Origin of the sequence: Caballeronia sordidicola, assembly GCF_001544455.2 — a bacterium.
GTDB classification, from domain to species: domain Bacteria; phylum Pseudomonadota; class Gammaproteobacteria; order Burkholderiales; family Burkholderiaceae; genus Caballeronia; species Caballeronia sordidicola.
The window spans coordinates 168,828-182,918 of the sequence record NZ_FCOC02000012.1 but is presented as its reverse complement, the minus strand read 5'-3'; the positions used below and the strand labels follow the sequence as shown (position 1 = coordinate 182,918).

General features: G+C 60.4%; 11 protein-coding genes. 10 read left to right on the top strand and 1 reads right to left on the bottom strand.

Features of this window, described 5'->3' with window-relative positions:
• The first annotated feature begins 88 nt into the window (after window positions 1-88).
• The 9 genes from AWB64_RS19465 to AWB64_RS19425 all read left to right on the top strand — a co-directional run bounded on the left by AWB64_RS19465 (window position 89) and on the right by AWB64_RS19425 (window position 12,527).
• Window positions 89-1,090 (top strand): GlxA family transcriptional regulator, encoded by a 1,002-nt coding sequence (locus AWB64_RS19465; protein WP_060857081.1) that lies wholly within the window; start codon window positions 89-91, stop codon window positions 1,088-1,090.
• Between the two features lie 167 nt (window positions 1,091-1,257).
• Window positions 1,258-2,733, top strand: a complete 1,476-nt coding sequence (locus AWB64_RS19460; RefSeq protein WP_060857048.1) for a mannose-1-phosphate guanylyltransferase/mannose-6-phosphate isomerase — start codon at window positions 1,258-1,260, stop codon at window positions 2,731-2,733.
• Window positions 2,734-2,777: 44 nt separating this feature from the next.
• Window positions 2,778-4,154 carry an undecaprenyl-phosphate glucose phosphotransferase gene (locus tag AWB64_RS19455; RefSeq protein WP_060857047.1) on the top strand — a complete coding sequence of 459 codons (1,377 nt, stop codon included), beginning with the start codon at window positions 2,778-2,780 and terminating at the stop codon, window positions 4,152-4,154.
• Between the two features lie 16 nt (window positions 4,155-4,170).
• A complete protein-coding gene (locus tag AWB64_RS19450; RefSeq protein WP_082850550.1) occupies window positions 4,171-5,352 on the top strand; it encodes a polysaccharide biosynthesis/export family protein in 1,182 nt (393 codons plus the stop codon).
• 87 nt (window positions 5,353-5,439) lie between these two features.
• A complete protein-coding gene (locus AWB64_RS19445; protein ID WP_060857046.1) occupies window positions 5,440-7,671 on the top strand; it encodes a polysaccharide biosynthesis tyrosine autokinase in 2,232 nt (743 codons plus the stop codon).
• A 70-nt stretch (window positions 7,672-7,741) separates the two neighbouring features.
• Window positions 7,742-8,860, top strand: coding sequence for a GDP-mannose 4,6-dehydratase (gmd, locus tag AWB64_RS19440; protein ID WP_060857079.1), 1,119 nt, complete (start codon window positions 7,742-7,744; stop codon window positions 8,858-8,860).
• 6 nt (window positions 8,861-8,866) lie between these two features.
• Window positions 8,867-9,823 carry a GDP-L-fucose synthase family protein gene (locus AWB64_RS19435; RefSeq protein WP_060857045.1) on the top strand — a complete coding sequence of 319 codons (957 nt, stop codon included), beginning with the start codon at window positions 8,867-8,869 and terminating at the stop codon, window positions 9,821-9,823.
• Window positions 9,824-9,885: 62 nt separating this feature from the next.
• The gene (locus tag AWB64_RS19430) at window positions 9,886-11,028 is read left to right on the top strand and encodes a glycosyltransferase family 4 protein (RefSeq protein ID WP_060857044.1); all 1,143 of its coding nucleotides are present in this window, start codon (window positions 9,886-9,888) and stop codon (window positions 11,026-11,028) included.
• Between the two features lie 149 nt (window positions 11,029-11,177).
• Window positions 11,178-12,527 (top strand): glycosyltransferase WbuB, encoded by a 1,350-nt coding sequence (locus AWB64_RS19425; RefSeq protein WP_063493241.1) that lies wholly within the window; start codon window positions 11,178-11,180, stop codon window positions 12,525-12,527.
• Window positions 12,528-12,616: 89 nt separating this feature from the next.
• Here the strand turns inward: AWB64_RS19425 and AWB64_RS19420 are convergent, their stop codons facing one another.
• Entirely contained in the window at window positions 12,617-13,093 is a 477-nt protein-coding gene (locus AWB64_RS19420; protein WP_060857043.1) for a hypothetical protein, read from the bottom strand.
• A 250-nt stretch (window positions 13,094-13,343) separates the two neighbouring features.
• On the opposite strand from AWB64_RS19420, the gene AWB64_RS19415 reads away from it, so the two are divergent.
• Entirely contained in the window at window positions 13,344-13,997 is a 654-nt protein-coding gene (locus AWB64_RS19415) for a DapH/DapD/GlmU-related protein (RefSeq protein WP_060857042.1), read from the top strand.
• Window positions 13,998-14,091: the final 94 nt, after the last annotated feature.

Below are 14,091 nucleotides of genomic sequence, written 5' to 3'. Positions count from 1 at the left end.
TAATCAAACTTGAGGGTGTCTATGATGCACCGCAATGAGAACACACTATCCAATCATGTTGGATTCAACAAGTTCGCAGGGGAATGCCATGCCTTACGCCAGTCTTGAACCCGCCGTAATGGGCTGGCTGCAACCGGCGCCCAGAAGCACGCAAGCCGAGATTCGCCGCATCGCGATCCTGTTGTACGACGGATTCTCTTTGCTTGGCGCCGGCATTGTCGCGGAAGTCTTCCATGTTGCAAATGAACTGGCTGTCCTGAAAGCCCGCAACGACTGGAACTACGACGTACGTTTTCTCTCCGTCGAAGGCGGTAACGTGGCATGTTCGTCGTCGGTACGCGTATGGACCGATGGGCTCGACGCGCGTCATTACGGCGGCTTCGACGCACTGTTCGTGGCGGGCGGCAAGGGCGCCGACAACGCCGCGGGCGACGAACGCATCGTCGAGTGGCTGCGGCGCGTTCATTCGAAGACCACCCTCGTCAAGTCGATTGCCGAGGGACGCAAGGTGCTCGATGCGGCGGGTATAGGTCACGCGGCGGAATCGCAGATTCACATCGGACATTCGATGATGAACGCGGTTCGCGAGGAGCAGGCAAGCGAAGCCGGCGACCGCTACGAGTCCATGAAGGGCGCGCTACTGATGATCAAGCGCGATCTGGGCGTGGATGTAGCGCGTGGTGTCGCCGAACGCCTGATGCCGGGCTCCGCCTCGAAGCTGGTCCCCTTGCTCGGCGACAGCGGCACGGCTTCCGCCGGCGACAAGATTCGCGCCGCCGCCCGCTGGCTGCAGGACAACTGCGAGCGGCCGATCTCGGTGGTCGACGCCGCGCAAGTGGCAGCCATGAGCGAGCGCAACTTCCTGCGCCGTTTCAAGATCGAGATGGGCATCACGCCGTCGGACTATCTGCTGCAAGCGCGTCTTGCGGTGACCTGCACGCTGCTCACTGATTCCGAACTGCCGGTCGACAAGATCGCGCGCCGCAGCGGCATGGGCAACGGCGATCGCCTCGCCAAGATCTTCCGCAAGCGCCTTCTCATTTCGCCAACCGAATACCGGATGCAAAGCCGGCGCGACGCGGGCGTCTGAGGGAGACCAGCACTACAGACATATCAGACGGTTCGAAAGCGAGCCGCGCGGGATTATCGGTGAAGCCGGTGCAGGGCACATGCACGGCGTCACCCGGGGAAGACGTTCGGGAATATAGGATTACTAAAATGATTACGAAAACGGGGCAGGACGAAGGAGCAGTGGTCATGGGCGAAAAAGGTCTCGCGGCCGACTGCCGGCGTCTTGTGCAGGTGATTCTGGCTGGCGGTTCGGGCACGCGCTTGTGGCCGGTATCGCGCGAAAACTTTCCGAAGCAACTGATTGGCGTAGTGGGCGCCGAGTCCTTGCTGCAGGCGACCGTATTGCGCATGAAGGATTTTCCCTCCGCGTGGGATGTTGCCGCCGAACCCGTGATCGTATGCGGTGACGAACATCGCTTTGCGACAGCGGAACAGATCAGGGACAGCGGCGTGAGCGCGCGCATCGTGGTCGAACCCGCGCGGCGCGACACCGCGCCCGCACTCACGCTTGCCGCACTCACTGCCTGCGCCGACGGCCAGGACGCGATTCTCGTCGCCATGCCGGCCGATCACGCGATCGCAAATGTGCCCGCGCTTCACGCAGCTATAGACACCGCGGCGCGTCACGCGCAATCCGGCGAAATCGCCACGCTAGGCATTCCGCCGACACGGCCGGATACCGGCTTTGGCTACATCCGCCTGGGCGACGCACTGGATGACGGCACGCATTGCATCGATCGCTTTGTCGAAAAGCCGGCAGCCGAACTTGCCACGCAATACGTCGCCTCCGGTAATTATTGGTGGAACAGCGGCATCTTCGTCGTGCGTGCGTCGGTATGGCTTGCCGCTCTTGAAAAGCTTCAGCCAGAGATGTACGCGGCATGTGTCTTGTCGCACGAACAAGCGAATAACACTGACGAATACTTGCGTCCATGCGCTGTTTCGTTTCAGAAGTCGCCTTCCGATTCGATCGACTATGCGGTGATGGAGCATCTGGGCAAGCCCGATTCGCCGTTCATGGGCGTGGTCGTGCCGCTTGAAGCCGGCTGGTCCGATCTGGGTTCCTGGGACGCGGTCTGGGACGCAATGGACAAGGACGAAGACGGCAATGCGGCAAGCGGCCGGGTCTTGTTCGAAGGGGCAACCGCGAGTTATGCGCGGTCTGAAGGTGGGCGGCTGGTGGCGTGCGTGGGAACGAACAACCTGATCGTGGTCGAGACCGACGACGCTGTCCTGGTGGCTGACCGCTCGCGCGTGCAGGACATCAAGGGTCTCGTGTCGCGGATCAAGCGGGAGAAAGCGCCCGAAGCCGATACACATAGAAAGGTTCGCCGTCCCTGGGGTTTCTATGACTCCATAGATCATGGCGAACGCTTCCAGGTCAAGCGCATCGTGGTGAATCCGGGTGCGCGCCTGTCGCTGCAAATGCATCACCACCGCGCGGAGCATTGGGTCGTTGTCAGCGGCACGGCGCTCGTGACACGCGGAGAAGAAGAGTTTCTGCTGAGCGAAAACGAATCGACCTACATCCCGCTCGGCGTGCGTCATCGCCTGGAAAACCCGGGTCGCGTGCCGCTTGAAATCATTGAAGTGCAGTCAGGGACCTACCTCGGCGAAGACGACATCGTCAGATTTGACGACAAGTATGGCCGGTGCAGTTAATTAACCGTCAAGCAAAAGATTTGAGCGGTTCGGGGAGAATAAAAATGCGCGTAATGACCAACTTGCTGGCGAGACTGTTCGACGTCGCGATGATCGTGGCGGGCGCGCTGGTGGCGTCGCAAATCCGTTTCGACGATGCATCGCAGCGCAGTTTCTACCTGGCGTTCGTGGCCTTCGCGGCGGCGTTTTCGCTTGCTGTGTTTCCCGCGCTGGGCGTCTACGAATCCTGGCGCGGGCGTTCCAAAGGCGCACTCGCCGGACAGGTCGCGCTGAGTTGGCTCATCGTGCAGGCATGCGCGATGGTGTTGATGTTCTCGCTCCACCGGATCGACTTCGTGTCCCGCCTCTGGTTCGTGTATTGGACCGGCATGGCGGGCGCCGGAATGATCGCGGGCCGCATGGTGACGCATACGGTGCTCGGCCGGGTTCGCAACGCGGGCCTGAACCTGAAGCAGGTTGCGGTCGCCGGCTGCGGCGAACACTGCGACGAGATCGTGCGCAAGATCGACATGGCGCCGGCCGCGGGTTTCCGTGCGACTGCCGCTTACAACGTCCAGACCGGTGCGAACATGAATACTCGCGTGCCGGTGTTCGAAGAACATGAAGCGTTCGCCAACTATGTCCGCACGCAGAACGTGCGCGAAGTGTGGCTTGCGCTGCCGCTGACTGAAGAACGCACGATCCTCAAGCTCGTCGACGAATTCCGCAACGACCTCATCAATATTCGTTTCATGCCGGACGTGCGCACGCTTTCGCTTTTCGAAGGCAGCGTGACGAACCTGCTTGGCGTACCGACGATCAACCTCGCCGCGTCGCCGTTGCCGCCGAATGCGCTGATGCAAAAGGAAATCTTCGATCGCGCGTTTGCTGTCGCCGCGTTGATTGCCGTGGCGCCGGTCATGATCGGCTGCGCGATTGCAGTGAAGCTCAGCTCACCAGGTCCTGTGTTCTTCAAGCAGCGCAGGAAAGGCGCCGATGGCCGCGTCTTCAGCATCTACAAGTTCCGCTCCATGCGCATGCACGTGGAGAAGCAGGGCGAGTTGCGGCAGGCAACGCGCGATGACCCACGCATCACACGTGTAGGCGCTTTCCTGCGCCGCACGAGTCTTGACGAGTTGCCGCAATTCTTCAACGTGCTGCGCGGCGACATGTCGGTGGTGGGACCGCGTCCGCATGCACTGGAGCACGACGATCTCTATCAGAAGGTCGTTTCGGGTTACATCCATCGCTACCGGATCAAGCCCGGTATTACCGGCTGGGCCCAGGTCAACGGATTTCGCGGCGAGACCGATCGCATCGAAAAAATGGAGGGACGCGTTGCACACGATCTGTATTACCTGGGTAACTGGTCGTTCGGACTCGATATGAAAATTATCTTTGCGACGATCTTCAAAGGTTTGCGCCACACCAACGCTTATTGAAGCAGGGGACGACAACATGAACAGCCAACAAATATCCGGTGCCACGGCGCCGAACAAGAACAGCCATGCCGTGCCTGGAACGCGTGTGGCCCTTTCCCTCGCGATCGCCGCCATGCTGTCCGCATGCTCGCTGGCTCCGGGCCAGCACATGATCGAGCCGGCCGCGTTGCCTGTCACGAGCGCCGACAACGGCGACACGACAAGCGACATCCAGATTCCGATCAAGCAAATCGACCTGACGCTGATCCGCCAGATTCGCGCGGACCAGAAGAACATGGACAAAACGGCCAGCCAGTTGAATCTGTTCGCGAAGGCGACCGGATACAAGCTCGGACCGGGCGACGTTTTGCAGATCACGGTGTGGGATCACCCGGAACTCGCGGCGGCGCTCGGCCAGCCGGCGCAGAACACGAAGGCGTCGGACGCAGCGCCCGGTTTCGTGGTGGATAGCGAAGGCAACGTGCAGTTCCCGTATGTGAACCGTGCAATCCACGCATCCGGCAAGACCGCTGAACAGATCCAGCGCGAAATCTATTCCGAGCTGAGCAAGGTGTTCGTGAAGCCGCAGGTCACGGTTCGGGTAGCGTCTTTCCGGTCGTCGCAGGTTTATGTGGATGGCGATGTGCGCGCACCGGGCGCTCAGACCGTGAACGACATTCCGATGACCCTCACCGAAGCAGTGAACCGCGCCGGTGGCTTTGCACCGACCGCCGACCAAAGCCGCGTGACGATCACCCGCAACGGCACGGCCTACCCGGTCAACGTCGCACAGATGATGAAGAACGGCAAGAACCCGGCCGACATCATGCTTCAACCCGGCGACATGCTGCATGTGGATGCGCGCGAAGACAACACGGTCTACGTGATGGGCGAAGTCAACAAGCCGGCGCCTGTACCGCCGCTGCGCGATGGCACGCTCACGCTTGCCGAGGCGCTTGCGCAAGCGGGCCAGCTCAACCAGGAAACGTCGAATCCGAAGCAACTGTTCGTGCTGCGCTCGACCGCGGGCGACACGCCGGTGATTTACCGGCTCGATGCGCGTTCGCCGGTTTCCATGCTGCTTGCGAACCAGTTCCCGCTGGAATCGAAGGACATTGTCTACGTCGATAACAGCGGCTTGGTCCGTGCGAACCGCGTGTTGAACCTGTTCCTGCCAGCCATCAACGCGGGCCTGACTGCCGCGATCGTTACCAAGTAGTTCTGGAAGCAGCGTCCGGCGCCATGCCTTTCAAAAGGCGCCGGCGCGTTTCGTTTGATCGTGTGATCGTTTGAGTGAGCGACAAAAATGGCCATCAATTTTGAAAACCGCTATGCGGATGTGGTGTCGACGGGGGACGAGCTGCGCTTGTCCGATTACCTGGCGGCCATCTTGGGAAGCTGGCGGATCATCGTCATGGTCACGCTCGCAGTAGTCCTGCTCGGCACGGCGTACGCGTTCATCGCGCCGCCGGTGTATCGCGCCGATGCGATGATCCAGGTCACCGAAAGCAACGCGGGCAATAACAACAATAACAATGCGAACGCGGTGCAGACCGTGTCGCAGATGTTCGACGCGAAGTCGACGACCGCCGCCGAGATCGAGCTGTTGCGCTCGCGGCTCGTGGTCGAGGATACGGTCAACAAGCTGCATCTGGATATCACGGCGCGTCCTCGCTACTTCCCGATTGTCGGCGGCCTGATTGGCGACATTCTCGGGGCGCGCAACGGTCAGGCGCCGGTGAGCTGGCTGTCGGGCTTTGCGTGGGGCAACGAAAGCATCTCCGTGCCGAAGTTCGACACACCAAAAGAAGCCTACGACAAGACCTACATTCTCACCGCCGGCGAAGGCGGCAGCTACGTGCTCAGCGACCCTGACGGCATCGCGATCCTGAACGGCAAGGTCGGCCAGGAAGCGAACGGCGCAAGCGCGCTGGGTCCGGTGAGCTTGCTGGTGGAACAGATGACGGGCGAACCGGGCGCGAAGTTCGAACTGTCGCGTGCATCGACGCTCGGCACCGTGGACGCGTTGCAAAAGCGCCTGACAGTAGCCGAGACAACGCTGCAGTCCGGCATCATCGCGTTGAGTCTCGAAGGCCATGACGCGAAGCTGACTTCACAGATCGTGAACAACATCGCGCGCCGCTTCGTCCAGCAAGACATGGATACGCGCTCCGCGGAAGCCGGCAAGACGCTGGCGTTCCTCGAGCAGCAATTGCCGGAACTGCGCGCGCAACTCGATCAGGCCGAGCAGAAGTACAACACGTTCCGCAACAAGCAGGGCACGGTCGATCTCGGCGAAGAAAGCCGCCTGCTGCTGCAGCAAGTCGTCGACAACAAGACGAAGCTGATGGACCTGCAACAGCAACGCGCCGAACTTTCGCAGCGCTTCACAGCGAACCATCCGTCCGTGGCGGCACTCGATGCGCAGATCGGCGCGCTGCAAGCCGCGCAAGGCTCGCTCACGAAGAACGTCTCCGTGCTGCCCGATACCGAGCAGACCGCCTTGCGCCTCTTGCGTGACGTGCGCGTGAACACCGAGCTCTATACGAATCTCCTGAACAGCGCGCAGCAATTGCGGGTTGCCAAGGCGGGGCAAGTAGGCAACGTGCGCGTGGTCGATTTTGCCGAAGCCGCCGACGACCCCGTGCGTCCGAAGCGCCTGATCGTAATCCTGATCAGTCTGGGCACGGGCCTGGTGCTGGGCATCATCGTGGCCTTCATTCGCAAGTCGCTGTTCGGCGGCGTCGAGCGTCCGGAAGAAATTGAAAACCGGCTCGGCGTGCGTGTGTTCGCCATTGTGCCGCGCAGCAACCAGCAGCTTCGCCTGCAACAGAAGGTCGGTTCGCGCACCCAGGGCCTGCATGTGCTCGCCGCGACCTCGCCGGAAGATGCCGCGGTGGAAGGGATTCGCGGGCTGCGTACGTCGTTGCAATTGCAAATGGCCGATGCGCGCAACAACGTGGTGATGCTCACGGGTTCGCGTCCGGATGCCGGCAAGTCGTTCCTCTCGGTCAACCTGGCGACGCTGGTTGCATCGACCCGCAAGCGCGTGCTGCTGATCGACGGCGACATGCGTCGTGGCGACGTGCACTCGCATTTCGGCGTGCGTCACATGCCGGGCTTGTCGGATGTGCTGATGGGTTCGGATATTGAAGCGGCCGTGCTGCACGACGTGCTGCCGGGCGTGGACTTGCTGACGAAGGGCTCGCTGCCATCGCATCCGTCGGAACTCCTGATGAGCGATCGCATGCACGAAGTGCTTGAGTTCCTGAAGCACAAGTACGACCTCGTCATCATCGATACCCCGCCGGTGCTCGCTGTCACGGACGCGACCGTGATCGGCAAGCACGCCGGCACGAGCCTGCTCGTGGTGCGCCATGGCCGCAACCAGGTTGAAGAGATTGGCGAAACCATGAAGCGCCTGCAGCACGGCGGCGTGAACATGAAGGGCGTGCTTCTCACTGACGTACCGCAATCGAAACTGATGTCGGGCAGTTCCTATACCAACTACTACGGCTACGAGAGCATCCCCGAGTGATGCCCTGGACACAATGACGCCGCGGCGCGCGGGACGCGCCACTTTCACCGAGAAAGACGAGAGGCACAAGATGAAACACAAGGTCGCTTTGATTACCGGCGTGACTGGACAGGACGGGTCCTACCTGGCTCAACTGCTGTTGGAAAAAGGGTATGAGGTACACGGCATCAAGCGCCGTAGCTCGCTTTTCAACACGGACCGCATCGACCATCTTTACAGCGATCCGCATGAGGACGGCCCGAAGTTCGTGCTGCATCACGGAGACCTGACGGATACCTCGAGCATCATGCATATCGTGCAGCGTACCGAGCCCGACGAGATCTATAACCTGGGCGCGCAGAGCCACGTGCAGGTGTCGTTCGAAGAACCCGAATACACGGCGAACGCCGATGGTCTTGGCGCACTGCGCATACTCGAAGCGATCCGCATTCTTGGCATGGAAAAGCGGACGCGGTTTTATCAGGCATCGACATCCGAGCTCTTTGGGCTCGTGCAGGAGTCTCCGCAACGCGAGACCACGCCGTTCTATCCGCGCAGCCCGTATGCGGCTGCGAAGCTCTACGCGTACTGGATGACGGTGAATTATCGCGAGGCGTATGGCATGTACGCGTGCAACGGCATCCTGTTCAACCATGAGTCGCCGGTGCGCGGCGAGACCTTCGTCACGCGCAAGATCACGCGCGCCATGGCGCGCATTGCCGTCGGCATGCAGGAGAACATGTATCTCGGCAATCTTTCGGCGCTGCGCGACTGGGGTCATGCGCGCGATTACGTCGAGATGCAATGGCTGATGTTGCAGCAGGACAAGCCCGAAGATTTCGTGATCGCAACCGGGGAACAGCACAGCGTGCGGGATTTCGTGGTGCAGGCGGCCGCGGAGCTGGGCGTACACCTGCGTTTCGAAGGCAAGGGCGTGGATGAAGTGGGTATTGTGGATCGGGTCGAGGGGCGCGAAACAAAGCTCGTCAAGGGCGACGTGATCGTCCGTGTCGACCCGCGCTATTTCCGCCCGACCGAAGTCGAAACCTTGCTCGGCGACCCTTCAAAGGCACATGCAAAACTTGGCTGGCGTCCGACGACAACCTTCTCCTCGCTCGTCAAGGAGATGGTTCGTTCGGATTATCAGATCGCACGGCGTGACGCGCTCGTCACGATGGCTGGATTCAAAGCTCTTGAACATCACGAGTAAGAGATCATGGACAAAAACGCACGCATTTTCGTAGCGGGTCATCGGGGCATGGTGGGTTCTGCGCTCGTGCGCCGGCTCACCGACGCGGGGTATCGCAACATCATCACGCGCACGCATTCGCAGCTCGATCTGACAGACCAGGTCGGCGTGAACATGTTCTTCGAGAAGGAAAGCATAGACGTGGTGCTGCTCGCGGCGGCGAAGGTCGGCGGCATTCTCGCGAACTCGACGCTGCCCGCATCGTTCATCTATGAAAACCTCACCATCGAAACGAACGTGATCCATGCGGCATGCCGCTGGAATGTATCGAAGTTGGTGTTCTTCGGCTCGTCGTGTATTTACCCGAAGGCCTGCCCGCAGCCGATCAAGGAAGAGTATCTGTTGACCTCGGCGCTGGAGCCGACCAACGAGGCATATGCCATTGCGAAGATCGCGGGGTTGAAGCTCTGCGAGGCTTATAACCGCCAATACGGTTGCAAGTTCATCTCGCTGATGCCAACCAATCTTTACGGCCCGAACGACAACTACGATCTGAAGAGCAGCCATGTGCTGCCAGCGCTGATCCGCAAGGCGCATGAGGCGAAGCTCAATGGCGAAAGCACGCTGACCGTATGGGGCTCGGGCACGCCGCGCCGTGAATTCCTGCATGTGGATGATCTGGCCGGCGCTGCCGTGTTCCTGATGGAAAGCGCACACGACGAAGGCGTATTCAACGTGGGCGTGGGCGAAGACCTGTCCATTCGCGAACTTGCTGAAACGGTCTGTCGCGTGGTGGGCTTCGAAGGCGAACTGGTATTCGACGCAAGCAAACCCGACGGCACGATGAGAAAGCTGCTTGACGTATCGAAGCTCGGCAACATGGGATGGCTTGCATCTACGGGGCTCGAGCAAGGCATACGCGCAACCTATCAGGACTTCCTGCAGCACTACGAGGCGCTGAGCCGGCAGCCGGCTCACGCATGACACGAGGACGGCAGCGCCTCATGCCTCGTGAAGCACACGCTATCAATAGGGATAATTAGAACATGAATGCAACGGTCACCATTTTCCATAATGTCGTCTGGTCGCGGCACAAAGGGGCTGTTTTGTCCGCGCTGCACAACATTTCGGGCTCGGGGTCGATCAAGTATTCGATGGTCCAGATCGCCGATACCGAGCACGACCGCATTGGTTTCTCGGACGTGGATTATTCGTTCCACAGCTACCCGATGCGCAAGCTCTACAACGGTTGTTATGAAGACGTGCCGACCTGGCGCATGACGGCGCGCCTCACGTGGGAAGTGCTGAAGGCGAAGACCGATCTTGTCGTGCTGCCCGGTTATCACCGTCCCGAATACTGGGCAATGATGGCCGCGTGCATCCTGACAGGAAAGCGGCGCGCGGTGTTCTGCGATTCAACCGGACGTGACCGGCCACGCAAGATGATTACATCGATTCCGAAGCGCGTGTTCTTCTCGCTCTGCGACGGCTATTTCGGCTTCGGGGAACGCAGCCGCGAATACCTGATGTCGCTCGGCGCGAAGCAGGAGAAGATTTTTATCCCCTGCCAGGCCGCAGCGCTGCCGCGCTCGTTCTCGCCCGAGCGCGCGCTGTCGGACCGGATGCATTACCGGGCGGGATCCAAGCCTATCTTCGTCTACGTGGGACGCTTGTCGCCGGAGAAGGGTATTGGCACGCTGATCGAGGCATTCCGGGGCTTGAAAGAACGCATTCCCGACGCCTTGCTGCGCATTGTCGGCACCGGTCCAATGGGCGACGAACTCAAGGCCAAGGTAGCGGACCTGGGCCTCACGGATTCGATCACGTTTCTTGGCAGCCTGCAGGACGAGCCGCTCTCGGTCGAGTACTTCAGCGCGACCTGCATGGTGTTGCCAAGCATGAGCGAACCGTGGGGTCTCGTTGTCAACGAGGCGTTGAGCCATGGCTGCCCGTCGATTGTGAGCGAGAGTTGCGGATGCGTGCCCGAGCTGGTGATCGATGGTGTATCGGGGTATGCATTTCCGGCCGGCGACGTGCCTGCCTTGCAGCGCACGATGCTCAAGTCCATTGAAGCGTTCGCCGATACGGCCGGGACGGCCAGGCGCTGCATGGATGTGATCCAGCGTTTCGATCCGCCTTCGGCGGCTGCAAACATTGCAAGGGGCTGCGCAATGATGCTCAGCGACTGACTGCGGCAACCGCTTCTATTTTCACTCCAACAACCAAGAGAGCCACGCATGGTCCCCGCGGCGCACGCGCGCCGCGGCTAATCCCGTGAGTGATGTTTGCATAAATCCGTTTCGCCGGATTGCGCTTGTCCGGCGAAAGTGGAGGCACGATGAGAATCCTAATCTACGGGCTGAACTACGCGCCCGAGCTGACGGGTACGGGCAAGTACACCGCCGAGATGGCGGAGACGCTGCAGCAGCACGGCCACGAAGTTCATGTCGTGTGCGCGCCTCCGTACTATCCGGAATGGAAAATTGCCAAGGACTATTCGGCATGGCGCAACGCGTGCGAAACGCGCAATCATGTGCGGATCTGGCGTGCGCCATTGTGGGTACCTGCACATCCGAGCGGTCTCAAGCGCATGATTCATCTTGCTTCGTTTGCGGCGGCTTCATTGCCCGCGCTCCTGAAGCAGGCATGGTGGCGTCCCGACGTGGTAATGACCATCGCGCCGACCATGCTCAACGCGCCTGCCGCATTGATGCTCGCAAGAATGACCGGCGCTCATTCGTGGCTGCATATTCAGGATTTCGAAGTAGATGCTGCGTTCGAACTTGGTTTGCTGAAGAGCGAACGCGCTGGGCGGATCGCGCGATTCATGGAGCGCGTGTTGCTGCGTCGCTTCGACATGGTTTCCACGATCTCCGACAAGATGATCGAGCGTGCGATGACCAAGGGCGTGTCGTCTTCCAGGATCTTCCGGTTGCCGAACTGGGTCGACATCAGCGCGATCTATCCAATGCAGCGCCCGAACAAGTTTCGCGATGAACTTGCCATTCCGGAGCACGCAAAAGTCGTCCTGTACGCGGGCAACATGGGATCGAAGCAGGGCTTGGAAGTGCTTGCCGGCGCGGCGCAGGCGCTTGCCAAACGCGATGACATCACGTTCGTTTTCTGCGGCAACGGCGCGACGAAGGTCGATCTGGAGAAATGCTGCGAGAGCCTGAGCAATTGCCGGTTCATCGCACTGCAGCCGGTCGAGCGGCTCAACGAACTCCTCAATCTCGCCGATATCCACGTCCTCCCGCAACGCGGTGATGCCGCGGATCTCGTGATGCCGTCCAAGCTCACGGGCATGTTCGCCAGCGGTCGCGTAGTGATTGCAATGGCGCGTCCGGGCACGGAACTGTACAACGTGGTTTCGACGCGTGGCGTAGTCGTGCCGCCCGAGAACGTGGATGCGTTGGCGGCTGCTATCGAAGAACTGGTGGCCAACCCGGAACAACGTGCGGCGCTTGGCGCTGAAGGCCGTGTTTTCGCGGAACTGCATTTGTCGCCGGCGTGGGTATTGGGACGGCTTGACGACAAGTTGCGAGCACTCAGAGGAGACCGTGCGGGCGACCGGGTGGGCGCGCATGCGGTGGAGCGCATGGACGTCAAGACGGGAAATTCAGGGGCCGCTGCCACGCCCAAAGCGAGTGCTGCGGTGACGATGGTGGAGATCGAGAAGATCGATTGAAGCATTGCCAAACCATACGGCTCTCTTGCAAGCCGCCCGATGCATACGTTGCCGGGCGGTTTTTCCTTTGGCGCAGCTCGTTTTCGTTTTCAGTAAGGTGACTTGTAGATTTCCAGCGGTTTCTTCGCGGCCTTCACGCCGTTCGCGCCGTATACCGACTGGGCAGCGGCGTCGGGCGTCGCAACCAGCTTCCCGTTGGCGTCCCGCACGCGCGCACCGCGCTTCATGACGACCGTGCCCGGCTTGACGAATGACGCGTTGGTCTGCGCCGGGTCTGCGTTGTTGTTCATCATGTTCTCGGCGGAAGTGGTGGCGGCGCCTTGTTTCGCACCGTTTTTGGCTCCGTTGCCGTTGGCGTTCGGCGCCTGGCCGTAGGGGTCGGCATACCCTGCGTACGAAGAGGGACCTCCCAATAACTTGTCTTCAGCGGCATAGTCGCGCGCGCCCGCGTCGCCTGCGGCAGCATGGGCGCATGGCAACATGGACCACGCTGCACCAGCAACAAGCATCGCCAATACGCGATGCAATACATGACGACAGGCCAGCCGGTGAATGGATGATTTCATGACGCACTCCGATGTATCGCCGATATGAAGATTGATTGTTATCCCAAAGTTGCAGCGCTGTCGAGCGGCTGGCACCCCTTGTTTCAAGGTAGCAAATCTTTCGTGGGGCGGTCATGCGGATGCCGCCAAAAGTCTTTCCCTTGCGGCCATTAGTGGGCTGGCACACGAGAACCACAGCACTCATCGCCCATAATCGGTTTCATGCGGCGTTGCAATGCATTCGCCGCTACGGGCTCGGGGGCCGGCAATCATGCACAGAACAATCGACGAACATTGCATTGAAGAAGATGTTGCCAGGGATGCGGGCGTTCGCAACGCTGCGCCGGGCGCTGTATCGGCCCAATCGGACGGCGGCGCGCGGGTCATTGATCTTAGCCTTGCGGGCAAGGGCAATTACGTAGCGAAGCGCAGCACGCTTATAGAGCTTGTGTGGTTCTTCCTTGAAGCCGCAATCATCAATAACAAATTCATACCGGTGTCCGCCATACGTGTCTGGCTGTTGCGCCGCTTTGGCGCGCGCATTGGCACGGGTTGTCGCATGCCGCACCCGATCCGCGTGAAAGCGCCGTGGAATCTGCAAGTGGGTGACAACTGCTGGTTCGGCGTGAATGCGTGGATCTACAACCAGACATCGATTCGTATTGGCTCGAATGTCTGCATCTCACAAGACGCGTTTCTCACAACCGGTTCACACGATCTCGCGACGAACATGGATCTGCATGTCAAGCCGATCGTGATTGAAGACGGGGTGTGGATCACATCGAAATGCGTTGTGCAAATGGGCGTGACCATCGGTCGCTCGGCAGTGGTGACTCCACTGTCGGTGGTGCATCGGTCACTGGAAGCAGAGGGTGTATATGGCGGTAATCCGGTACGGTTTATCAGAAAGCGGTTTGATGCCTGAACCGAAACGGGGCCGCATTGAAGCATGAGGTGGTTCGCCGGGCCGGGCGCGTCGACCAGCGCGCTTTGGCCGCATGCGCCTTTATCTTGGCGGG